Here is a 22150-nt window from a genome sequence, read left to right as displayed (position 1 = left end):
TCAGACGGTTCCCCGGTGGGCGAGCGCGGCGTCCAGGGCCTGCGAGAGGTCCCGCCACAGGTCCTCGACGTCCTCCACGCCGACGGAGAGGCGCAGCAGGTCCTCGGGCACGACGGCCGGCTCGTTGCCGTGCCGGCGGCGACGCTCGATCAGGGACTCGACCCCGCCCAGGCTCGTCGCCGGGACCCACAGAGCGACGGCGTCGACGACGGCGTCCGCCCCCGCGGCACCTCCGACGACCTCGATCGCCACCAGCGCGCCGAACCCGGACATCTGGCTCGCGGCGAGCGCGTGACCGGGGTCCTGCGGCAACGAGGGGTGGCGGACCCGCGTCACGGCCGGGTGGGCGAGCAGGCGCCGCGCGAGGTCGGCCGCGGAGGCCTGGGAGCGCTCCAGGCGCAGCGGGAGGGTCCGGATGCCGCGCAGGGCCAGGAAGGTCTCCAGCGGGCCCGCGATGGCCCCGTGGAAGGTGCGGTGGGACGAGAGCGCCGCCAGCGTCGCCTCGTCGCGGGCGACGACCGCGCCCAGGACCACGTCGGAGTGCCCGGAGAGGAACTTCGTCACCGAGTGCACGACGACGTCGGCGCCGAGCTCGAGCGGCTGCTGCAGCAGCGGGGTGGCGAAGGTGTTGTCGACGGCGACGACCGCGCCGTGCTCGTGGCCCAGCGCGGCGAGCGCGGCGATGTCCGCGACCTCGAGCAGCGGGTTCGTCGGGGACTCCAGCCACAGCAGCGTCGGGCCCGCGGTGGCCGCCAGGGCCGCGCGGACCTCGTCGAGGTCGGTGATGTCCACGGGGCGCACCGTGATCCGTCCCTGCGCGGCCAGCAGGCCGGTGAGGGAGTGGGTGCCGTTGTAGGCGCCGTGGGGCACGAGGACCGTCCCGTCGGCGGGGACCAGGTGGACCGCGGCCGACACCGCCGCCATGCCGGAGGCGAAGACCAGTGCGCGGCCACCCTCCAGCTCACCGATCGCGGTCTCCAGGGCGACCCAGGTGGGGTTCGCGAACCGGCCGTAGCCGAGCGAGGCCTGACCCAGCGAGCCGCCCCCGACGAACGTCGCGGACAACGACACCGGGGTGTTGAGCTCGCTGTCGAGCCCGCGCGGCGGACGACCCGCCACGACGGCCAGCGTCGCGGGCGACAGCGGTGTCGTGGTGGCGGGGGAGAGCGGGGTGGTGGAGGACACGTTGTCGGGCACGCCCGAAGACAACCACACCGCGGGTAGGGTCGGCGCCGATGAGCAGCCAGCACAAACCCCGCGTCGCCGTCGTCTTCGGCGGTCGGTCCTCCGAGCACGCCATCAGCTGCGTCACCGCGGCGGGCGTGCTCGCGGCCCTCGACCGCGACGTCTACGACGTCGTCCCGATCGGGATCACCACCGGCGGACGGTGGGTCCTGGTCGAGGACCCCTCCCGGTTCAGCCTGGAGGACGGGAAGCTGCCCGAGGTGCCGGCCGCCGGCACTCCCGTCTCGCTCTCCTCCGACGTCGACTCGAAGGCCCTGCAGCGCTTCGAGGACGGGGACGTCACTGAGTTCGGTGCCGTCGACGTCGTGCTGCCCCTGCTGCACGGCCCCTTCGGTGAGGACGGCACCCTGCAGGGTCTGCTGGAACTCTCCGACACCCGCTACGTCGGGTCCGGGGTCCTCGCCTCGGCGGCGGGGATGGACAAGCAGGTCATGAAGCTGCTGCTCGCGGGTCAGGGGTTGCCCGTCGGGCCGTGGACCTCCTTCCGCGCGCGCCGCTGGAACACCGACCGCGCCGCCGTCGTCGCGGAGGTCGAGGCGCTGGGCTACCCCGTCTTCGTGAAACCCGCGCGCGCGGGGTCGAGCATCGGGATCACCCGCGTCACCTCGCCCGACGGTCTGGAAGCCGCGGTGGCGGAAGCGATCTCCCACGACCCGAAGGTCGTCGTCGAGGCCGCGCTGGTCGGCCGCGAGATCGAGTGCGGAGTTCTCGAGGACCTCGACGGTGGTGAACCCCTCACCAGCCTGCCCGGCGAGATCGAGATCGTCGGCGGTCACGACTTCTACGACTTCGAGGCGAAGTACCTCGATTCCGGCAACGTCCGGCTGACGTGCCCCGCCGACCTGCCCGACGACGTCGTGGCGGCCGTGCGCTCGACCGCGGCGCGGGTCTTCGAGGCCATGGGGGCCGAGGGGCTGGCCCGCGTCGACCTGTTCGTCGACCCGACCCGGGGCGCGGACGGGATCGTCGTCAACGAGATCAACACGATGCCCGGGTTCACCCCGTTCTCGATGTACCCGCGGATGTGGGCGGCCACCGGCGTCGACTACCCCGAACTCGTGCACCGGTTGCTGCAGCTGGCGTTGAAGCGGCCCACCGGGTTGCGGTGACGTCGCGACGGCGGGGCCTCCTGGTGTTGACGGCCACCCTCGCGCTGAGCGGGTGCGGAGGGTCGTCCTTCGCCGACTCGGTGCCCGCCCTGGCCCAGGACCAGACGCCGACGGACCAGGTGCGCACCGGTGTGGACGGCACGGGTGTGGACGGCACGGGTGTGGACGGCATCGCCGCGGACTCGACCCGCTACCTCGGGGGGACGCAGGTGGCCGAGTACTGGGTGGGTCTGGACGGTGAGCGGATCTGCCTCGTGCAGTCCCTGCGGGCGACGCAGGTCCTGGGGTCCTCCTGCACGGACGCCGAGGAGTTCCAGCGGTCCGGCCTCGCGGTCACGACGACCTCCGGCGCGACGAGCGCCACGGGGCTCCTGGTCCCGGAGGGTCTCGACCCGGCCGACGCGGCCGGGGACGAGGAGTGGGTGGCCGTGAGCGACAACCTGTTCGCCCCCGCCGGTGAAGGTGAGCCCACGGCCCCGCCCGGGTGACGTCCGGGTGAGTTCCTGGTCACGTCGGGGGGACCCGTCGGGCCACGTCGGCGAAGCCGGGGCACCATGTCGGAGTGAACGTGGGAGTGAACGCTGCCGGCCCCGGTTCTCCGGTGCGGAACCTCCTCGGGGGAGCTGCCGGTGCCTCGGCGATCCCCCGCCCCGCCCCGGACCCGGAGGTCGCCGCCGCCCTGCGGGTGGGTGACCCGCTGGCCGAGGCCGCGGCCGCCGCCCTCACGGCGGACCCGTCGCTGCGAGCCCAGGTGGACCTGGGCCTGCGCGCCGGGCTCCGCGCCCTGCGCGACCCGCACCCGGCGATCGCGGCGCTGCTGGGCGAACTGGAGGCCGCGTGCGCCGCCGTCGACGACGACCTCCTCGAACGGGGCAGCCGGCCCTACTTCACGATCCCGTTCCCGGCCCACATCTACGACCTCGGCGCCGGGGCGCTGATCCGCTCCTACGCACCCCCGGAACCCGCGGCGCTGCTCGTGAGCACGGGTGAACTCGTCGAGCGCACCTACCGGCGGATGCTCGACACCGCCCACTGGATCAACCTCTGCATGCTCCCCGGCGGCTTGCGCCGCGGCGCGCCGGGTTACGTCGCCACGGCCGAGGTGCGGCTGCTGCACGCCCGCATCCGCAACGGGCTGGCCCGGGCCCGCCCCGAGGCCGACGTCCTCCCGCTGCACCAGGTCGACCTGGCCCGGACGTGGCTGGACTTCACCCTGGTGACCATCGAGGCCGCGGCGACGATCGGCATGGACCTCACGGACGAGGAGCAGCGCACGCTGTACCGGTTCTGGCGTCACCTCGGACGACTGCTGGGCGTCGGTGACGGAGCCGATCCCGGGTTGTTGCGCGGTGTGTCCGACGGGGTCGGCGCGGCGTGGCTGGAGCGACGGCTGGCGGCCGTCACCGGAGCGCCCAGCGAGGACTCGCGACGGCTGACCGAAGTGGGCCTCGGCGCGATCGCCCAGGCCCTGCACGACCTCGGCGGCGTACCGCTGTGGGCGGCCGGGCAGCTCGTGCACACGGTGTCGCGCCGGATGCAGGGCGAGGAACTGGCCGACGCCCTCGGTGTGCGCCGCCACCGGACCGCGCTCGCCGTCGCCCCCGTCGCGGTGGCGGTCATGCGGGCCCACCGGCGCGCGTTGCGGCGCGTGCCGCCGCTGTGGTCGGTCGTCATCGGGGTCAACGTCGTGGCGGCCCGCTGGCACGCCCGCAGCCGGCGCGACGCGACGGGCTACCAGCACGGCTGAGCCCGGCGCGTCGCCCGTACGGTGAGGTGGTGGACGAGAACAGCGAGCGGCGCCGGGCGGACGTCACGACGGTCGAGCTGGTGGGCGGTGTCGAAGCCCTCGACCTCCAGCTGCACGAGCACGACGAACGGTGGGCGCAGGCCTACCGCGAGCACGAGCGGCGGATCCGGGACGCCCTCGCGGGGGTGAACGTCGAGGTCGAGCACATCGGGTCCACGTCGGTCCCCGGACTGGCCGCGAAACCCGTCGTCGACATCGTCGTCGCGGTGGACGACATCACCGCCGAGGAGGACTACCTCGACGGCCTGCTCGCCGCCGGGTACGTCCTGCGGGTGCGCGAACCCGGGCACCGCCTCGTGCGCACGCCGGCCCGTGACGTCCACGTGCACGTCCTGCAGCGTGACGACCCCGCCGTGGCCGACTACCTCCTGCTGCGCGACCACCTGCGCTCCGACGCGGGCGACCGTGCCCTCTACGAGAGCACCAAGCAGGCCCTGATGACCGGGCGGTGGGACGACACCAACGCCTACGCCGACGCCAAGACGGACGTCATCGTGGCGATCAAGGCCCGCGCCCGGGCGACCCGGGGACGAGGGTGAGCCCGGTTCAGAGGCAGGTGCGGGTCTGCGGGATCGCGGAGACGGCGTCGGCCAGGTCGACGAGCTGGGAGGGCGCCTGGTCGCTGGTCAGGGTCGAGCTGAAGCGGATCGTCACCTCGACGGCAGGGGTCCGGCCGTAGGTCAGGAAGCGGACGGCGCGGTCGTTGGCCGCGTCCTGCACCCAGTCCACGCTCGGACCGGCGTCGGGACCGACGGGGATGCACGCCTTCGTCGTCGGACCCAGGACCAGCGCGCCGCACCGCAGGACGATCTGGTCGCCGCCCCAGGACGCGACGCCCTGCGCCCCCTGCTGCGTCCGCCCGAGGGTCCCCAGCGTCTGCGGGAGAGCCCCCAGCAACGTCGTGCACGCGGGGTCGGAGGCCTCCGGTGCGGCCTGCACCCCCCGGGAGTTCGCGAGGTAGGCCCAGACGGCCGCGGCGACGACGAGGGCGACGACGAGGGCGACGACGAGGGGACGCGGGCGGTGGCGGGGCGGGGTGGTGACGGGACCTGGCTCGGACATCGCCCGTAGTGTGCCCCAGTGGTCACGGTGCTGGTCGGGGAGCTGGACGAGACGGCACTGCTGGCACGGGTGATCCCGCTGCTGCCGACGCGGGCGCTGCTCGGTCCCGGTGACGACGCGGCCCTCGTCGCGGCCCCGGACGCCCGGGTCGTGGCCACCACCGACGTCCTCGTCGAGTTCCGCGACTTCCGGCGCGACTGGTCCACCGGCGCCGACGTCGGCTGGAAGGCCGTCGCGCAGAACGTCGCCGACGTCGCCGCGATGGGCGCGGTCTGCACCGGGCTGCTCATCACCCTCGGCCTGCCCCCCGACCTCGAGGTGGCCTGGGTGGAGGACCTCGCCCACGGGGTGGCCGCCGCCTGCGCCGCCTTCGACGCCGTCGTCGTCGGCGGGGACCTCTCCGCCGCCTCGGAGGTCTTCGTCTCGGTGACGGCCCTCGGCGACCTCGGCGGGGCCGACCCGGTGCTGCGCTCGGGTGCCCGCGCGGGCGACGTCGTCGCGGTGGCGGGGGTTCTCGGCCGGTCCGCGGCCGGACTGGACCTGTTGCTGCGCGGTCGCCTCGACGGTCCCGAGGACCTCCTGAGCGCGCACCGCCGACCCGTCCCACCGGTCGCCGCCGGCCCCGCGGCCCAGCGCGCCGGGGCGAGCGCGCTGATGGACGTCAGCGACGGGTTGCTGCGCGACGCGGGCCGGATCGCCGCCGCCAGCGGGGTCACGCTGGACCTGGCGACGACCTCCGGGGCCGCGCCCTGGATCGCCGACCTCGTCCGCACGGCCGGTGACCGGGCCGCGGAGTTCGTCCTGACGGGAGGCGAGGACCACGCCCTGCTCGGCTGCTTCCCCGCCGGCGTCGAGCTGCCGGAACCCTTCGTCGCCGTCGGGCGCGTCCTCGCCCGCGGCGAGCACCCCGTCCTCGTCGACGGGGCGCGCTGGGGCGGGCGGGGGACCGGCTGGGACCACTTCGCGCGCTGACCGGGTGCTCCGACCTCCGAGCGGACCCGGACGCACCGCGGGGCCGGTCCCCCGAGGGGAACCGGCCCCGCGGGGTCGATCAGTGCAAGGTGGTCAGCGCGTGACCTTGCCCGCCTTCAGGCAGGAGGTGCACACGTTGAGGCGCTTGGGGGAACCGTTCACAGTGGCCCGAACCCGCTGGATGTTCGGGAGCCACATGCGGTTGGTCCGCCGGTGCGAGTGCGAGACGCTCTTGCCGAAGCCAGGGCCCTTGGCGCAGACGTCACAGGTGGCAGCCACGGGGAACTCCTGAAGTCGAACGAAATGTGGTGCGTCCCGACGGGGCGCACGATGTCCGGACTTCCGGACACCGTCGAACACGATAGCCGAGACCCGCGGATGCGAGAAACCGGACCCTTCGACCGGCCCCGCGTCGCCCGCTCGGCCGCTACAGAGGAGGACCCCACGCGTCGATCCACCACCGTGTCCCGAGCCTCGCAGCAGCGCCGGACCGCGAGCGACCCGGAGGTCCGAGCGCGCCCCGGCGCGCCCCGGCACGCCTGGTGGACGGCCCGGGACCACGTCCCGGCGGCCCGGGCCGTCGGCGTGATGACCACCGCGGCGAGCCTCTACACCATCCTCAACGGCATCGTCTCGCCCGAGACGATGGGCACCCGGCCGGGCGGCTGGGTGGTGACGGGGGCCTTCGCCGTCGTCGTCGTGTGCTGCGGGCTGTTCCTCGCCGTGGCCCCGCGGCGAGCCCCCGGCTGGGCGCCGGCGGCGCTCGCGGGCCTGGCCGGACTGATGGTCCTGGTGCTCGACCTGTGGACCGACGACGCCTCCTTCGGGGGGCAGATCTACCTGGGCTGGCCCGCGCTGTTCGCGGCCTTCCACCTGCGCCGCCTGGCCGCCTGGTTGCTCACCGCGCAGGCCGTGGCCGCCGACGTCGTCCTCATGGGCGTCGAGGAGGGAACGGTCGGGATCTTCCGCGACAGCCCGGCCCACCTCGTCACGTTCTGCCTGGTCACGGCGCTGCTCACCACGGCCGGGGAGCGCCAGGAGCGCCTGACCGCGACGTTGCGCGCCCAGGCCGCCGAGGACGCCCTCACCGGGCTGACCTCCCGCCGCGCCTACGACAGCGCGCTCGCCGCGCACGTGCAGGCGGGAACCGTCGACGGGTTGCTGCTCGTGGACGTCGACTCCTTCAAGGCGGTCAACGACACCCACGGTCACCCCACGGGCGACGCCGTCCTGCGGATCGTGGCCGGCGAGCTGCGGGCGGTCTGCCGGGCCGAGGACGTCGTCGCGCGCCTGGGCGGGGACGAGTTCGCCGTCGTCCTGGTCCGCTCCGGACCCGACTCCGGGCAGGACTCCGGGCAGGACGCCGGTGCCGAGCGGGACCTGCGGGCCGTCGCCGACCGCTTCCACCGGGCGGTGGGGGCCTCCAGCGTCCCCGGCGACCGCTCGCACCGGCTCTCGATCAGCGCCGGGATCGCCCGGGCGGAGGTCGGGGAGAGCGCCGAGGACCTCGTCGACCGGGCCGACGCCGCGCTGTACGCCGCCAAGCGGGCCGGACGCGACCGGGTCGTGGACGCGCCGCCGGTCGGTGCCGTCAACGGGGGGTGGAGCGGGCGGTAACCTGCCCGCGTGGACGACCTGGACGCACCCCTGTCCAGCCGGCTGCCGCGGGGGAAGGGCAACAGCAAGAAGGCCAACCCCGCCAAGTTCCTGTCCGAGGGTCTCGGGCTGGAGACCGTGCGGGACCTGCTGTGGCACCTGCCGCGCCGCTACGCCGACCGCGGCTCGCTGACCCCCATCCGCGACCTCGTCGAGGGCGAGAACGCGACGATCCTGGCCCAGGTCACCCACTACGGGGACCCGCAGCGCATGCGCGCCCGGGACGGCGTGCGCCTGGTCGTGACCCTGGGCGACGGCCGCGACACCCTGACCATGACGTTCTTCGCGAAGTTCGCCGGGCAGTTCCAGCACCAGAAGGACGACCTCGTCCCCGGCCGCCTCGTCCTCGCCTCGGGCAAGGTCGGGAAGTTCCAGGAGGTGTGGCAGCTCTCCCACCCCGACTACGAGGTGCTCGAGGACCCCGCCGAGGGCGCGGGCACCGTGGCCCGTCCGATCCCGCTGTACCCCGCCTCGAAGACGGCCCCCAACTGGCTGATCCGGCAGTGCGTCACCCAGGTCCTGGACGGCCTCGACGGCCAGCTGCCGGAGTTCCTGCCGCCCGCGGTCGTCGCCGACGCGGACCTGCTCGACCCCGTCGCCGCACTGCGGGCCGTGCACGCCCCCCGTGACGAGGCCGAGCTCGAGGCCGGCCGGCACCGGCTGCGCTACGAGGAGGCCTTCGTCCTGCAGACGGCACTGGCCCTGCGCCGGGCCTCCACCGCCCACCAGCGGGCCATCGCCCGCACGGCCTCCCCGGACGGGATCGCCGCCGCCTTCGACGAGCGGCTGCCCTTCCCGCTCACCGGCTCCCAGCGCCTCGTCGGCGAGGAGCTCGCCGTCGACCTCGCGAAACCCCACCCCATGCAGCGGCTGCTGCAGGGTGACGTCGGCTCCGGCAAGACCCTCGTCGCGCTGCGCGCCATGCTCGCCGTCGTCGACGGCGGGGGACAGGCCGCGCTGCTGGCCCCGACGGAGGTGCTCGCGGCGCAGCACCTGCGGAGCATCACCGCGATGCTGGGCGACCTCGCCGGGGCCGGGACCTTCGACGCGGACCCCCGGGCCACCAGGGTGGTCCTGCTCACCGGCTCGATGGGTGCCGCGGCCCGCCGCGAGACGCTGCTCGCCGCCGCGAGCGGGGAGGCCGGGATCGTCATCGGGACCCACGCCCTGCTGCAGGAGCACGTCCAGTTCGCCGACCTCGGCCTGGTCGTCGTCGACGAGCAGCACCGCTTCGGGGTCGAGCAGCGCGACGCGCTGCGGGCCAAGGGCAACGGCGTCCCGCACCTGCTGGTCATGACCGCCACCCCCATCCCGCGGACCGTGGCCATGACGCTGTTCGGCGACCTCGAGACCTCGGTGCTCACCGAACTCCCACCCGGCCGGGCCGACGTGCAGACCGTCGTCGTCCCCCAGGACAAGCCCGCCTGGATCGACCGCACCTGGCAGCGGATCGCCGAGGAGGCCGCCCTCGGGCGCCAGTCCTACGTCGTCTGCGCCCGCATCGACACCGACGACGAGGGCGGCGAGGACGGGACCCCACCGGAGCCGGGGGACCCCAGAGAGCCCGAGGAGTTCGAAGAACCACCGCCCGAGGACGAACCCCGGGGTCGGCGCTCGACACCAGGGGGGAAGCCCGGCCGGCCCAAACCCCGGCCCGCGGCCGCCGTCAGCCAGGTCGTCGAGATCGTCCGCAACCACCCCGCGACCGCGGGCCTGCGCACCGAGGTCCTGCACGGCCGGCTCACCCCGGGCGAGAAGGACGACGTCATGAGCCGGTTCTCCGGCGGCGACCTCGACGTCGTCGTCGCCACGACCGTCGTCGAGGTCGGGGTCGACGTGCCCAACGCCAGCGTCATGGTCGTCGTCGACGCGGACCGCTTCGGCATCTCCCAGCTGCACCAGCTGCGCGGGCGCATCGGCCGCGGCGGGTTGCCCGGCACCTGCCTGCTGCTCTCCGGCGCCTCCGAGGCGTCCCCGGCCGGACAACGCCTCGCCGCCCTCGCCCGCACCCGCGACGGGTTCGAACTGGCCCGCCTCGACCTCGAGCAGCGCCGCGAGGGCGACGTCCTGGGCGCCGCGCAGTCCGGGGAGCGCAGCTCCCTGCAGCTGCTCGGGGTCCTGCGCGACGCCGACCTCATCGCGCACGCCCGCGCCGCCGCGGTGACCCTCGTGGCCGCCGACCCCGACCTGTCCCGAGCCCGCCCCCTCGCCGCGGCCGTCGCGGCCCGGGTCAGCGGTGACACCGAAGCCTTCCTGGAGCGCGTGTGAGCAAGAAGAAGCCCCGTCCCGCCCGCCAGGTCGTCCTGGCCCTGGAGGGACTGCGGGTCGGCTACGGCGAACCCGTGTGCGCCCCCGTCACCGTCGACGTCGCCGCGGGCGAGGCGCTCTGCCTCGTCGGGGCCAACGGCGCCGGCAAGTCCACCGTCCTGCGCGCCGTCGCCGGTCTGCTGAAGCCGTTGAGCGGCAAGGTGACCCTGCGGGGGCAGGCCGTCGACGAACGCTCCGCGCAGTTCCGCCGCGAGGTCGCCTCCGTCTTCGACGAGGACGCCTGGTTCGCGGAACTCTCCGTGGCCGAGCACCTCGAGCTCGTCGCCCGCGGGCACGGGGTCCGCGACGTCGTCGCCGTCGTCGACGCCGAACTCGAGGCGCAACGCCTCACCGGCGCCGCCGACCAGCTCCCCGGGTCGCTCTCCAGCGGGCAGAAGCGACGACTCCTCCTCGCCGCCGCCCTCGTCCGCCCCCGCTCCGTCCTGCTGCTCGACGAACCCGAGCAGCGCCTCGACCCCACCGGGCGCGAGGCGCTCGCGGAACGGCTCGTCGCCGAACGCGACGCCGGGACCGCCCTCGTCCTCGCCACCCACGACGTCGTCCTGCTCCGGGCGCTCGCGACCCGCGCCGTCGTCATCGACGACGACGCGTGCCGCGTCGTGGACGCCGACGAGGCCGCGCGGATCGTCAGCGAACCCGTGCGATGACGGACGTCGAACCCGAGGTCGAACCCTGGCCGGAGCTCGTCGGGCCGTTCGCCGACCAGCCCTACCCGACCCGCCGCGAACTCCTCGACGAGGCCGCCCCCTCCAAGGCCGCCCGCGGTCTGCGGGCCACCTTCACCGACACCTACACCGTCGTCCTGCAGGTCGGCATCGCGTTCCTGCTGCTGCTCGGGGGCAGCGGAGGACTGCGCAACGCCCTCCGCAGCGGCCTGGCCACCAGCGGCGACGGGCCGGGTTGGCTGCCCCAGACCTCCGCCGTCCTGCTCTCGGTCGGCCTGTCCTGCAGCGTCATCGCCTTCGGCCTCGCCGCCTGGTGCCGCCTCGGGCCCGTCAGCCTCGCCACCGCCCCCACCACCTGGTGGACCCCGCTGCCCGTGCCGCGCGCCGACCTGCTGCGACCCGTCGTGCGCAACCGGGCCCTGGGCACGGCGCTCGCGGGCGGGCTGTTCACGGCGTGGAGCTCCTCGGTGGCCTTCGGGGTGGCGGGCGACCTCAGCGGCAGCACCGTCACCGGTGGGCTCCTCGGCGGGTTCGCCGTCGGGGCGGGCGTCGCCGCGGCGGGCTACGCCCTCGTCGTGCGACCGGCCGTCGGCGCCGGGGTCGAGGCGCTGCTGCGGGTGGGGCGGGTCCTCGACGGGATCGGCGTCGGACTGGTCCTGGCCCTGGCGGCCTCGGCCGTGGTGGGGATCTCGGTGGACGCGGTGCACCCGCGGACGGTCGTCGTCCCGGCGGTCGTCGTCGGGGTGGGTGCGCTGGTCGCCCTCGTCCTGGTCGGTCGCCCGGCGTGGTCGTCGGTGGGCGAGATCCCCTCGCCGTCGCTGCGGCGCGGTGCGTCCCGGCTGGAACGCCTGACGTCCTCGGTCCTGCAGTTCGACATCCGCGAGATGGGTCGCGCCCTCTCGGCGGACTCCGGTGGCCGGGTGCGCCGCCGGGCCCGGTTCGAGCGCGTCACCGGTCCGGTCCGGGCCGTCATCGCCGCCGACCTCGTCCTGCTGCGTCGCCAGCCCCGCCGGTTGGTGACCGCCGGCGTGCTCGCGCTCGTGCCGTTCGTGCTGGCCGCGGGGACCTCCGCGCACCGCGCGGTCGCGGCGCTGCTCATCTGGATCGCGGGGTACGCCGCGGCGACGACGCTGTCCGAACCGGCCCGCGGGCTCGCGCTGGCCCCGGCGGCCGCGCGCACGCTGCCGATCTCGGCGACGAACATCGCCCTCGCCCGGTGGATCCCCGTCGCCGCGCTGATGGCGGTGTGGGGGGCGGTCGCCGTGCCGCTGGCCGTCACCACCTCCGGTCTGCTGCACGGGGAGACGCAGGGCACGGCGTGGTGGTCCTGGGCGCTGCTGGGGGCCCTCGCCGGGCCGGGGTTCGCCGCCGCGGGGCTGCGGGGCGCCGTCCGGCCGGACCCGGACCTGTCCGGCCCGGTGATCTCCACCGCGATGGGCGGGTTGCCGCCCGGGGCGGCCGCCGCGACGACGACCGGTCCCGACCTCGCGGTCCTGGTCAGCGTGCCGGTGCTGCTGGCCGTGCTCTCGCGCGCCGCCTTCGACTGGCTACTGCTGGGCCAGCTCGCGGCGACGCTGGCCGCGTTCGGCATCGGCTGGGCCTACGCCGCGCACCGTGCTCGGAAGATCTCGTGAGCGGGTCCTCGTGACCCGGCTCATCGCCGGGACCGCCGGCGGACGACGGCTGAAGGTCCCGCCGGGGGAGACGACCCGCCCGACCAGCGACCGGGTCCGCGAGGCGGTGTTCTCGGCCCTCGACGCCGCCGACGTCCTCGAGGGGGCCCGGGTGCTCGACCTCTACGCCGGTTCCGGCGCGCTCGGGCTGGAGGCGGCCAGTCGCGGTGCGACGCGGGTCGTCCTCGTCGAGGCCGCGCGGGCGGCCGCCCAGACCGCGCGGGCCAACGTCGCGGCGGTCGGGCTGCCCGGGGTCACCGTGGTGGCCGAGCGGGTGGAGAGGTTCCTCGCCTCGCCCGGCGCCGCGCTCGAGGGCGGCTGGGACCTGGTGTTCCTCGATCCCCCCTACGCCGTCGAGTCGAGCGAGGTGGCCACCGTGCTGGGCACTCTCGTGCCCCTGCTGGCACCGGCGGCGACGGTCGTGGTGGAGCGGTCCTCGCGCACCGCCGAGCCGGTCTGGCCGGGGGACTTCAGCGACGTGCGGCAGCGCAAGTACGGGGAGACCAGCGTGTGGACGGCGCGCTGTTAGCGTCGGGTCCCGTGAGCCGTTGCGTGTGCCCGGGCAGTTTCGACCCCGTGACCCTGGGGCACGTGGACGTCCTGCTGCGAGCGGCGGGGATGTTCGACACCGTCTACGCCGGTGTCGCGGTGAACCCCTCCAAGCGTGGCCTGTTCAGCGGTCCGGAGCGGGTGGAGCTCGTGCGGGCCGCGCTGGAGGAGACCGGTGACCCGCGGGCCGAGCGCGTGCTCGTCGAGGAGTTCGCCGACGGGCTCCTCGTCGACCACTGCCGCCGCCTCGGCGCCCCGGTCGTGGTGAAGGGCCTGCGCGGTAGCGGCGACTACGCCTACGAGCTGCCGATGGCGCTGATGAACCGGCACCTGGCCGACGTGGAGACGGTGTTCCTGGTGGGTGACCCGCGCGTCCAGCACGTGTCGAGCTCGCTGGTCAAGGAGGTCGCCCGCTACGGCGGCGACGTCTCCGGTCTGGTGCCTGCGGCGGTGCGCACCGCGTTGGTCGCCCGGCTGGGGGAGAATGCGGACCCGGGACGTCCCTGAGGACGAACGTCCTGAGAACGCTGAGAAGCAACGAAAGGCTGTGGCTGTGGAGGTGCACGAGAAGCTCGGCGAGCTCGCCGCGCTCGTGTCGGGAGCGCGCGGGGTCCCGCTGTCGTCGTCGGTGATGGTCGACCGCGAGCAGCTGCTCGCCCTGGTCTCGGAGGTGCGCCGGCTGCTGCCGGCCGAGGTCCAGCAGGCCGGTGACGTCCTGGCCCAGCGCGACGAGGTCCTCGCGGCCGCCCGGTCCGACGCCGACCAGGTGCTCGCGCAGGCCCGCGAGCGGGCCGAGGAGCTCGTGGACGCGCAGGCCGTCACGAAGGCCTCGCGCGAACGCGCCGACCACATCGTCCTGTCCGCCCGCGACGAGGCCAAGCGCCTGCGGGTCGACGCCGACGCGTGGGTCGACCGCAAGCTCTCCGACTTCGAAGAGGAGCTGGACCGGCTCAAGCAGCAGGCCCACCGTGGACGCGACCGGCTGAAGGTCCGCGGGGGCGAGGACGAGGTCCCCGAGGGGGCCACCGCGACGTCGTCGGAGACCTCCGAGGACGAGAGCACGTCGTCCTGAGCACGATTGGGTCGCAGGGCACACCCTCGGTTACCCTTGGGGGCGACCTCGGCGCGTGTGGTTCTGCCACCAGCGACGGGGTCTTGTGGTGTGTCGATCGAGTTCCAGCGGAGGTGTGGACGTGAGCAAGCAGAAGGTGCACGAAGGTCAGCTGGACCCGAACGCTCCGCTCGTGCTGTCCACGCACGACCTGGGCCGTCGGCCCGGCACGATGCGCACCCTGCAGCGCACCGTCCCGGCACCGGCCGAACTCGGGATCGCCGTCATCGGTGTCCCCGAGGGAGCCGACCTCGAACTCGACCTGCGGCTGGAAGCCGTCATGGAGGGTGTGCTCGTCTCGGGCACCGTCCGTGGCACCGCCGTCGGGGAGTGCGGTCGTTGCCTCGCCGAGGTGACGCAGGACCTCGAGGTCACGGTGCAGGAGCTGTTCGCCTACCCCGGCAAGAAGCCGCTGGAGCTGGCGGACGACGAGGACGAGATCCGTGAGGTCGCCCAGGGCGAGCTCGTCGACCTCGAACCCGCGGTCCGTGACGCGATCGTGCTGGAACTGCCGTTCCAGCCCGTGTGCGACGGCCCCTGCCAGCAGGACTACGAGATCGGTGTCTCCGAGCAGGCGCCGCTCACCGAAGAACCGGCGGACCCCCGGTGGGCCGCTTTGCAGTCCCTGCTCGAGAGCAGTGACGACTCCCCGTCCGGAACCAGAGAGAAGAGCTGATCGTGGCAGTCCCGAAGCGGAAGATGTCCCGCAGCAACACCCGCGCCCGCCGTTCGCAGTGGAAGGCGACCGAAGAGACGCTGGTCCGCAGCAACGTGCGCGGCCAGGTCGCGTACTCGCGTCCGCACACCGCCCGGGTCGTCACCGACTCCGCCGGCACCCCGCTGTACCTGGAGTACAAGGGCCGCAAGGTCAAGGACCTCTGAGCTGACCGCTCAGCAGGCGCCCGCAGTCACGCCGGGCGGCGTCGGTGACGCCGCCCGGCTGACTGCTGCTCTGGGCGTGGAGATCGACGCCGACCTCCTGGAACTCGCGCTGACCCACCGCTCGTACGCGTACGAGAAGGGCGGGTTGCCGACCAACGAGCGCCTCGAGTTCCTCGGGGACTCGGTGCTCGGGCTCGTGGTGACCCACGAGCTCTACACCCGCTACGCGGACGTCTCCGAGGGCCGGCTCGCCAAGCTGCGGGCCGCGGTCGTGAACTCCCGCGCCCTCGCGGACATCGCCCGCGGGCTCGACCTCGGCGACCACGTGCGTCTCGGCAAGGGCGAGCTCGGCACCGGCGGCCGGGACAAGAACTCGATCCTGGCCGACACCATGGAGGCCGTCATCGGGGCGGCGTTCCTCTCGGTCGGGATGGACGGCGCCCAGGACTTCGTCCTGCGCCTGACCTCGCCGCTCATGGAGTCCTCCGAACGTCTCGGGGCCGGGACGGACTGGAAGACGGCGTTGCAGGAACTCACCGCGGCCGAGGGCCTCGGGGTGCCGTCCTACGCCATCACCGACTCCGGCCCCGACCACGCGAAGAACTTCACCGCCGACGCGGTGGTGGGGGGTACCGCGCTGGGGCACGGTGAGGGACGCAGCAAGAAGGAAGCCGAGCAGAAGGCGGCCTCGGCCGCCGTCGAGGCGTTGCGCGAGGCCACGGCCGCGGCCGCGCAGCGCGCCGCGCACTGATCTCGTGCCCGAACTCCCCGAGGTCGAGGTCGTTCGTCGTGGGGTGGCCCGTTGGGTGCTCGGACGGACGGTCTCGACCACGAGGTTCCTGAACGCCCGCGCGATCCGTCGCCACGTCGCCGGGCCGGAGGACGCCGCCGCCCGCACCAACGGCCTCGTCGTCGCCGACGCCGTGCGCCGCGGGAAGTTCCTCTGGTTGCCGCTCGCCGACGCCGACGGTCACGCCGAGGAGGCGATGGTCGTGCACCTCGGGATGAGCGGTCAGCTGCTCGTCGAGGCCGCCGACGCGCCGCCGGAGAAGCACCTCCGTGCCGTGTGGACGTTCGACGACGACGGCGAGGAACTGCGCTTCGTCGACCAGCGGACGTTCGGCGGGGTCGCCGTCGTGCCGCTGGTGGGGACGCCCGACGGTGGTCTGGGTGGGCTCGGGGAGTCCTCCGACGCCTCGTGGTCGAGGTTCCTGCCCGCTCCGGTCGCGCACATCGCCCGCGATCCCCTCGACCCCGCCTTCGACGACGCCCTCTTCGCGAAGCGCCTGCGGGAGAAGACGACCGGGCTGAAGCGGGCCCTGCTGGACCAGACCCTCGTCTCGGGGGTGGGCAACATCTACGCCGACGAGTCGCTGTGGCGGGCGAAGCTGCACTACGCCCGGCCGACCCGGTCCATCACCCGGCCCCAGGCCGCCGCGCTGCTGGCGGGATTGCGGGAGGTGATGAGCGCGGCGCTGGACGCGGGTGGGACGAGCTTCGACGCGTTGTACGTCAACGTGAACGGTGCGAGCGGGTACTTCGACCGGTCGCTGGCCGTCTACGGGCAGCTGGGCCGGCCATGCCCGCGGTGCGGATCGCTGGTGCGCCGTGACGCGTTCATGAACCGGTCGTCGTTCTCCTGCCCCGGGTGCCAGCCGGTCCCGCGCACGGCGCACTGGTGAGCCCTGCCCGGGCGGTCCTCTTCGACGCCGACGGCGTCCTGGTGGACTCCCACGCGGGCTACCGCAGCGTCTGGGACCGCTGGTCCGCGCTGCACGCTCTCGATCCTGTTCTCGTGCACGCCGCGACCCACGCCCGTCGGCCGGTCGACACCATCGCCGCCGTCGCGCCACACCTCGACCCGGTGGCCGAGCACACCCGCCTGCGGGAGTTCGTCGAGGAACTGCCCGGGGCCTTCCCGGTGTTCCCCGACGCCGCGCCGCTGCTGGCCGCGCTCCCGGCCGGGAGCTGGGCGGTCGTGACCTCCGGCGACGCCGGGACGGTGCGGGCGCGGTTGCGGGCGGGGGCGCTGCCGGTCCCGTCGGTGCTGGTGGACGGGTCGGCCGTGTACGTGGGCAAACCCGACCCCGAGGGGTACCTGCTGGCGGCGCGGCTCCTCGGCGTCGCGCCGGGGGACTGCCTCGTCGTGGAGGACGCCCCGGCGGGGATCGAGGCGGGACGCGCCGCCGGGATGCGGGTCGTCGCGGTGACGACGTCGCACCCGGCGGCGGACCTCGCCGCCGCGCACGTCGTCGTGGGTTCGCTGTTGCAGGCGACCCCGCACCTCCTCGCCTGGACGTCCAGCGTCGGTGGGTGAGGTGTCCGTCGGGTGACCCGGCCCGGACAGGCGGAAGCCCCCGCACCGAGAAGTGCGGAGGCTCCGTCGTGGGTCAGCCCTTGAGCGCGCCACCGAAGTTGAACGCCCCGCCGAGGCGGCGGGAGAGCAGCACGTACAGGATGACGACCGGCAGCGTGTAGAGGATCGAGTAGGCCGCGAGCTGGCCCCACTGGACCGAACCGTACTGGCCGAAGAAGGTGAAGATGCTCACCGAGGCCGGCAGTCGGTCGGGGGAGAGCAGCAGGATGAAGGGGATGAAGAAGTTCCCCCACATCCCGATGAACGTGAAGATCGTCACGACCGACATCCCCGGCCACATCAACGGCAGCACGATGTGGCGCAGCGTCTGCATCGAGTTCGCGCCGTCGGTCCAGGCGGCTTCCTCGAGGGTGAGCGGGACGCCGTCCATGAAGTTCTTCATGAGGAAGATCGACATCGGCAGCGCGGTCGTCGCCATGAACGCGACCGTGCCGCTGATGGTGTCGATGAGGTTGAGCTGCACGAACAGGCCGTAGACCGGAACCATGATGGCCGTGATCGGCAGCCCGGTCGAGAACAGGATGGTCAGCAGGAACGGGCGCTTGTAGCGGGTGTTGAACCGCGACAGCGGGTAGGCGGCGAGCGTCGCCACCGCGATCGCGATGACCGTCGAGCCCACGCAGAGGACCAGCCCGTTCCACATCGGCCGGTAGGTCGTCTCCGGGGTGAGGATGGCCCGGAAGTTGTCGAGGCTGAAGTTCGACCCCGGCCACTCCAGCTTGAGGCCGGCCTGGGAGTTGAACGCGGCGAAGACGACCCACAGCAGGGGGACCAGGAACATGATCCCGAGGACGGCCGTGACGAGGTTGATGACGCCGGCGGCGACCCGGGTACGGGGCCCGACGGGTTTGTTCGAGCCGACCGTGAGCTTGGTCGTGCTGAGCGCAGGGGTGGGGGTCTCGGTGGTCATGGGCGTCAGTCCTCGCGCAGCAGGCGCATGTAGATGATGGAGAAGACGCCGCCGACCGCGAGCAGGACGAGCGCGATGGCGGTGCCGTAGCCGATCTGACTGAAGGAGAAGGCCTGCTCGTACATGTAGAGCGGCAGGGTCTGGCTCTTGGTGCCGGGACCGCCCCGGGTCATCGTGTAGATGAGGCCGAACACGGACAGCGTCTGCAACGTGATGAGCATGAGGTTCGTCGTCACGGTGCGCTTGATCATCGGGACCGTGACCCAGCGGAGACGCCGCCAACCGGTCGCCCCGTCCATCTCGGCGGCCTCCTCGATCTCCTGGGGGATCTCGGAGAGGGCGGCGTTGTAGACGAGCATCGAGAACGCCGTCCCGCGCCAGACGTTGGCCAGCGAGACCGCGATGATCGGCAGGGTGTAGAGCCAGTTCTGGCCCAGTCCCAGCGTCCCGAGGATCTCGTTGAGGGTTCCGTCCTTGGCGAGGAACGCGTACCAGACGTAGCCGGCGACGACCTCGGGGATGACCCAGGCGCCGATGACGGTGATGCCCACCAGGGTGCGGACCGCCTTCGCGGACCGCTTCTGCAGCAGCGCGAGACCGAGACCGAGGAGGTTCTGCCCCACGACGGCCGACAGGAACGTGAAGACCAGGGTCAGCACGACGGAGTTGCGGAACGTGTCACTGCTGAACGCGGCCCGGAAGTTGTCCAGGCCGACGAACTGGGTGTTGCCCGATCCTGCGCCGGTGAGCGCCGTGTTGGTGAACGCGGCGTAGATGCACCACAGGATCGGGCCGGCCAGGAACACCAGCAGCAGCAGGACCGCCGGCGTCAGGGGGAGGGCCCGGGCGATGTCCACCGAGATCGGGTGGGTCCTGCGCCGGAGTTCAGGCCCTCCGGGTGTTCCCGGGTTCGGACGGGTGATGGTGGCCACGGGACCTCCTTCCTGCTCGGGACGACGCTCAGAGCGTCGCGGTCTTGTCCTCGCCGACGATCCCCTTGACCGCCTCGTCGTACGCCTTCGCGGCGTCCTCGACGCTGGCCTGGCCGGTGACGACGGCTTCCATCGCGACCTGGATCTCGTTGGACACCCGGGGGTAGTCGGTGTTCTGCGGGCGGTACTGCGTGACCGGGACCAGGCTGGAGAAGAACTCCAGCGTGGGGTTGGAACCGGTGTAGTCGGCGTCGGCCGCGACGTCCTTGCGCACGGCGACGGCCGCGGAGTTGATGTTGTACTTGAGGTTGTTCTCGAACGACGTCAGCGTCGAGATGACCTTCCAGGCGTCCTCGGCGTTGGACGCGTTCTTGGTCATGGCCCAGGTCCAGCCGCCGGACATGCTGATGCTGCCTTCGCCCGAACCGTCCTTCGTGGGCATCGGGGCCTGGCCCATGGTGTCGTTCCACTCCGTCCACGGCTTGCCGCCGGTGGGGAGCCAGGTGCTCGACACCCACGACCCGTCGAGGTCGATGGCCAGCGTGCTGCCGGGCAGGAACTCCTCCTGGACCCGGGTGCCGACCTGGGCGTCCAGGGCGATCGTGGGGTCCGGGGCGAGCTTCTCGTCGAAGAGGGTCTTGAGGAAGGTGAGGGCGTCCTTGAAGTCGGAACTCCCCACGTTCCACTTGTCCTTGTCCGCGTCGTAGAGCGTCGAACCGGTCCCGTAGAAGATCATCTCGAAACCCTGCATCGACGCGGCCTCACCGGCGGCCTTGCCGGCGTAGACGTTGATCGGCGTGACGTTCGGCAGTTTCGCCTTGATCTGGCGGGCGGCGGTGAGGATGTCGTCCCAGCTGCCCGGCGTCCAGGTCTCGGGCAGGCCGGCCTGCGCGAAGAGCTTCTTGTTGTACCAGAGCGCACGGGTGTCGGTGCCGTCCGGCACCCCGTAGGTCTTGCCGTCGGCGGCCTTCGCGGCCCCCTTGGCGACGTCCTGGAACTGGTCCCACTCCTCCCACTTGTCCAGGTAGCTGTCCAGCGGCTGCAGGTACCCGGCGGTGATGTCGGAGTTGATGAGGAAGGTGTCCTCGTACACGATGTCGGGCGACGTGCGCGGCGAGCGCATCATCAGCTGGAGCTTCGTGTAGTAGTCGTTCTCGGAGGCGACGATGGGCTGCAGCTCCATGGTCTTGCCCGCGTTCGCCTTCTCGTAGGCGGCCTTGACGCCGGTGAGGTAGTCCTTCATCACCGTGCCCGAGCCCCACTGCTGGTAGGCGACCTTGATCCCCTTGCCCCCGGAGTCGTCTCCGGACTGGGAACCGCCACCACAGGCTGCGGTTCCGAGCAGGGTGCCGGCGCCCAGGCCGGTAGCTGTCAGGAAGTTACGACGACGCACAACCCACTCCCTCGTGGCGGTGTCCGATGGTGCGCGCCGGCCGGTGGAGCTCCGGTGCGCCGTTCCGTGTCAGGAAAGTAAATCCAGTGGATTGACCGTGTCAACGGATCGGACGCATGATTCTGGGAACGATCCCAAGGGGGTCGCCGAGCGCGAGGAGGCGTGGTGCGACGTGGCACGAACCTGCCCTGGGTGGGCGACTACAACCAGGCGGTGGTGCTCGACGGCATCCGGCGCCACCCCGGCACGTCCCGCACGGACCTGGCCGGCGCGAGCGGGCTGACGCTGCAGACGGTCTCGAACATCGTCCGGCGCCTGGTGGAGCGCGGTCTCGTCCAGGAAGGAGTGGCCCTGCTGCGCCCCGGTACGGGTCCGGGGGCGGTGCGCGGGGCGGGCAAGCCGCGCACGGCCCTGTCGGTGCGCCCGGGGGCCGCGCTGGCCGTGGGCGTCCAGTTCGAGCGCGAGCACGTCGACGCCGTGCTGCTGGACCTGTCCGGGGTGGTGGTCGGGGTCGACCGCGAACCCCTGCCCGATCCGGAGGCCCCCGTAGAACTCGTGGTGGCCCACGCGGCCGGCCTCGTCCGCCGGTTGATCGACACCACGGGTGCGGTGGGGGTCCGCGGGGTCGGTGTCGCCGTCCCCGGGCCCCTGGACTTCGCCGGACCGGTGCGCAGTTCGGCGATCAACCTCCCCGGGTGGCGCGGGGTCGCCATCGCGGACCTGCTCCTGCGGGCCACCGGGTTGCCCGTCCTGGTGGAGAACGACGCGACCGCCGCCGCGGTCGGGGACCTGTGGCGTTCGCGCCGCACGGGGCGCAGCTTCCTCTACGTCCACGTCGGGGCGGGGATCGGCGGCGGGCTGGTGCTGCGCGACGAGGTGCTGCACGGGGAGTCCGGCAACGCGGGCGAGATCGGCCACGTCGTCGCCGACCCGGCCGGCCCGCCGTGTCCCTGCGGCTCCGTCGGCTGCCTCGAGGCCGTCGCCGCACCGGCCGCCGTGGTGCGCCGCTACGTGGAGCGGGTCGGCTCCCGGGCGGCGCGGGCGGCCGGGTTGCGCCTCGCCGAGCGGACCGTCCTGGACGACCACGACGTGCTGGGCACCCGGGCGGGGGCGGGGGACACCGTCGCCGCGGAGGTGCTCGACGCGGCGGCCGACGACATCGCACGGGTGGTGCTCGGGGTGGTGAACGTCCTCGACGTGAGCGAGGTCGTCCTCGGCGGCGCGGGGTTGCGCCGAACGGGTGAGCGGCTGCGGGTCGCGCTGGCGGCCCGGCTGGGTGCGGCCATGACGCGCGAGGTCCACCCCCTCGGCGTGCGGCTGGGGGAGGCGGGGGAGCAGGCCGGGGCCCTCGGGGCGGCGAGCGCCGTCCTGCACGAGTCGCTGTCCTCGACCTGGGCCGGGGTCCACGCCCCGGTCCGGGCGCTGGTGATCTCGCCGGTCGCCCCGGTGCACTGAGCTCTGGCAGGATCGCCCGGGTTC

Annotated in this window: 24 protein-coding genes; 18 read left to right on the top strand and 6 right to left on the bottom strand. The window is 73.4% G+C overall.

The features are described 5' to 3' along the window. The gene (locus OG218_RS05105) at positions 1 to 1197 is read right to left on the bottom strand and encodes a trans-sulfuration enzyme family protein (protein ID WP_328292119.1); all 1197 of its coding nucleotides are present in this window, start codon (positions 1195 to 1197) and stop codon (positions 1 to 3) included. A 38-nt stretch (positions 1198 to 1235) separates the two neighbouring features. Between OG218_RS05105 and OG218_RS05100 the strand changes: the two genes are divergently transcribed. The 4 genes from OG218_RS05100 to OG218_RS05085 all read left to right on the top strand — a co-directional run bounded on the left by OG218_RS05100 (position 1236) and on the right by OG218_RS05085 (position 4700). Further along, entirely contained in the window at positions 1236 to 2354 is a 1119-nt protein-coding gene (locus OG218_RS05100) for a D-alanine--D-alanine ligase family protein (protein ID WP_328292118.1), read from the top strand. A gap of 23 nt (positions 2355 to 2377) precedes the next feature. Next, the gene (locus OG218_RS05095) at positions 2378 to 2842 is read left to right on the top strand and encodes a hypothetical protein (protein ID WP_328292117.1); all 465 of its coding nucleotides are present in this window, start codon (positions 2378 to 2380) and stop codon (positions 2840 to 2842) included. Positions 2843 to 2916: 74 nt separating this feature from the next. Then, positions 2917 to 4101, top strand: a complete 1185-nt coding sequence (locus tag OG218_RS05090; protein ID WP_328292116.1) for an oxygenase MpaB family protein — start codon at positions 2917 to 2919, stop codon at positions 4099 to 4101. Between the two features lie 29 nt (positions 4102 to 4130). Next, positions 4131 to 4700 (top strand): GrpB family protein, encoded by a 570-nt coding sequence (locus tag OG218_RS05085; RefSeq protein WP_328292115.1) that lies wholly within the window; start codon positions 4131 to 4133, stop codon positions 4698 to 4700. A 7-nt stretch (positions 4701 to 4707) separates the two neighbouring features. On the opposite strand, the gene OG218_RS05080 is transcribed toward OG218_RS05085, so the two are convergent. Further along, positions 4708 to 5223, bottom strand: a complete 516-nt coding sequence (locus OG218_RS05080; RefSeq protein ID WP_328292114.1) for a DUF3515 family protein — start codon at positions 5221 to 5223, stop codon at positions 4708 to 4710. Positions 5224 to 5250: 27 nt separating this feature from the next. Between OG218_RS05080 and OG218_RS05075 the strand changes: the two genes are divergently transcribed. Beyond that, positions 5251 to 6195 (top strand): thiamine-phosphate kinase, encoded by a 945-nt coding sequence (locus OG218_RS05075; protein ID WP_442906462.1) that lies wholly within the window; start codon positions 5251 to 5253, stop codon positions 6193 to 6195. A 93-nt stretch (positions 6196 to 6288) separates the two neighbouring features. Here OG218_RS05075 and rpmB read toward each other — a convergent pair whose 3' ends face one another. Next, entirely contained in the window at positions 6289 to 6474 is a 186-nt protein-coding gene (gene rpmB / locus OG218_RS05070) for a 50S ribosomal protein L28 (protein WP_328292112.1), read from the bottom strand. Positions 6475 to 6657: 183 nt separating this feature from the next. On the opposite strand from rpmB, the gene OG218_RS05065 reads away from it, so the two are divergent. The 12 genes from OG218_RS05065 to OG218_RS05010 all read left to right on the top strand — a co-directional run bounded on the left by OG218_RS05065 (position 6658) and on the right by OG218_RS05010 (position 17376). Further along, on the top strand, positions 6658 to 7812 hold the full coding sequence (locus OG218_RS05065) for a GGDEF domain-containing protein (RefSeq protein ID WP_328292111.1): 1155 nt from the start codon (positions 6658 to 6660) through the stop codon (positions 7810 to 7812). A gap of 9 nt (positions 7813 to 7821) precedes the next feature. Then, positions 7822 to 10119 carry an ATP-dependent DNA helicase RecG gene (locus OG218_RS05060; RefSeq protein ID WP_328292110.1) on the top strand — a complete coding sequence of 766 codons (2298 nt, stop codon included), beginning with the start codon at positions 7822 to 7824 and terminating at the stop codon, positions 10117 to 10119. Next, on the top strand, positions 10116 to 10826 hold the full coding sequence (locus tag OG218_RS05055; RefSeq protein ID WP_328292109.1) for an ABC transporter ATP-binding protein: 711 nt from the start codon (positions 10116 to 10118) through the stop codon (positions 10824 to 10826). The genes OG218_RS05060 and OG218_RS05055 overlap by 4 nt, the downstream gene beginning before the upstream one ends. After that, positions 10823 to 12478 carry a DUF6297 family protein gene (locus tag OG218_RS05050; RefSeq protein WP_328292108.1) on the top strand — a complete coding sequence of 552 codons (1656 nt, stop codon included), beginning with the start codon at positions 10823 to 10825 and terminating at the stop codon, positions 12476 to 12478. Before OG218_RS05055 ends, OG218_RS05050 begins: the two co-directional genes overlap by 4 nt. Positions 12479 to 12488: 10 nt before the next feature. After that, positions 12489 to 13046 carry a 16S rRNA (guanine(966)-N(2))-methyltransferase RsmD gene (gene rsmD, locus OG218_RS05045; protein WP_328292107.1) on the top strand — a complete coding sequence of 186 codons (558 nt, stop codon included), beginning with the start codon at positions 12489 to 12491 and terminating at the stop codon, positions 13044 to 13046. 11 nt (positions 13047 to 13057) lie between these two features. Further along, the gene (gene coaD / locus OG218_RS05040; RefSeq protein ID WP_328292106.1) at positions 13058 to 13573 is read left to right on the top strand and encodes a pantetheine-phosphate adenylyltransferase; all 516 of its coding nucleotides are present in this window, start codon (positions 13058 to 13060) and stop codon (positions 13571 to 13573) included. Positions 13574 to 13619: 46 nt separating this feature from the next. Beyond that, positions 13620 to 14138 carry a hypothetical protein gene (locus OG218_RS05035; protein ID WP_328292105.1) on the top strand — a complete coding sequence of 173 codons (519 nt, stop codon included), beginning with the start codon at positions 13620 to 13622 and terminating at the stop codon, positions 14136 to 14138. Positions 14139 to 14259: 121 nt separating this feature from the next. Continuing rightward, complete coding sequence (locus OG218_RS05030) at positions 14260 to 14853, top strand: YceD family protein (RefSeq protein ID WP_328292104.1); 594 nt, start codon at positions 14260 to 14262, stop codon at positions 14851 to 14853. Between the two features lie 2 nt (positions 14854 to 14855). Beyond that, positions 14856 to 15059, top strand: coding sequence for a 50S ribosomal protein L32 (gene rpmF, locus OG218_RS05025; RefSeq protein WP_328292103.1), 204 nt, complete (start codon positions 14856 to 14858; stop codon positions 15057 to 15059). 76 nt (positions 15060 to 15135) lie between these two features. Beyond that, positions 15136 to 15810 (top strand): ribonuclease III, encoded by a 675-nt coding sequence (rnc, locus tag OG218_RS05020; protein ID WP_328292102.1) that lies wholly within the window; start codon positions 15136 to 15138, stop codon positions 15808 to 15810. 4 nt (positions 15811 to 15814) lie between these two features. Then, a complete protein-coding gene (gene mutM / locus OG218_RS05015) occupies positions 15815 to 16741 on the top strand; it encodes a bifunctional DNA-formamidopyrimidine glycosylase/DNA-(apurinic or apyrimidinic site) lyase (RefSeq protein WP_328292101.1) in 927 nt (308 codons plus the stop codon). Next, on the top strand, positions 16738 to 17376 hold the full coding sequence (locus OG218_RS05010; RefSeq protein ID WP_328292100.1) for an HAD-IA family hydrolase: 639 nt from the start codon (positions 16738 to 16740) through the stop codon (positions 17374 to 17376). Before mutM ends, OG218_RS05010 begins: the two co-directional genes overlap by 4 nt. A 73-nt stretch (positions 17377 to 17449) precedes the next feature. Here the strand turns inward: OG218_RS05010 and OG218_RS05005 are convergent, their stop codons facing one another. The 3 genes from OG218_RS05005 to OG218_RS04995 are packed head-to-tail and all read right to left on the bottom strand — an operon-like array spanning position 17450 to position 20671. Further along, positions 17450 to 18346, bottom strand: a complete 897-nt coding sequence (locus tag OG218_RS05005) for a carbohydrate ABC transporter permease (RefSeq protein ID WP_328292099.1) — start codon at positions 18344 to 18346, stop codon at positions 17450 to 17452. A gap of 5 nt (positions 18347 to 18351) precedes the next feature. Then, entirely contained in the window at positions 18352 to 19278 is a 927-nt protein-coding gene (locus OG218_RS05000; protein WP_328292098.1) for a carbohydrate ABC transporter permease, read from the bottom strand. 28 nt (positions 19279 to 19306) lie between these two features. Next, positions 19307 to 20671: an extracellular solute-binding protein gene (locus OG218_RS04995; protein WP_328292097.1), complete on the bottom strand. Its 1365-nt coding sequence runs from the start codon at positions 20669 to 20671 to the stop codon at positions 19307 to 19309. A gap of 165 nt (positions 20672 to 20836) precedes the next feature. Between OG218_RS04995 and OG218_RS04990 the strand changes: the two genes are divergently transcribed. Continuing rightward, positions 20837 to 22126: an ROK family transcriptional regulator gene (locus OG218_RS04990; RefSeq protein WP_328292096.1), complete on the top strand. Its 1290-nt coding sequence runs from the start codon at positions 20837 to 20839 to the stop codon at positions 22124 to 22126. Positions 22127 to 22150 lie beyond the last annotated feature (24 nt).

Source organism: Kineococcus sp. NBC_00420 (genome assembly GCF_036021035.1).
Lineage (GTDB): Bacteria > Actinomycetota > Actinomycetes > Actinomycetales > Kineococcaceae > Kineococcus.
Note: the sequence above shows the minus strand (reverse complement) of the source record. Positions and strands in the feature narration are given on the sequence as shown.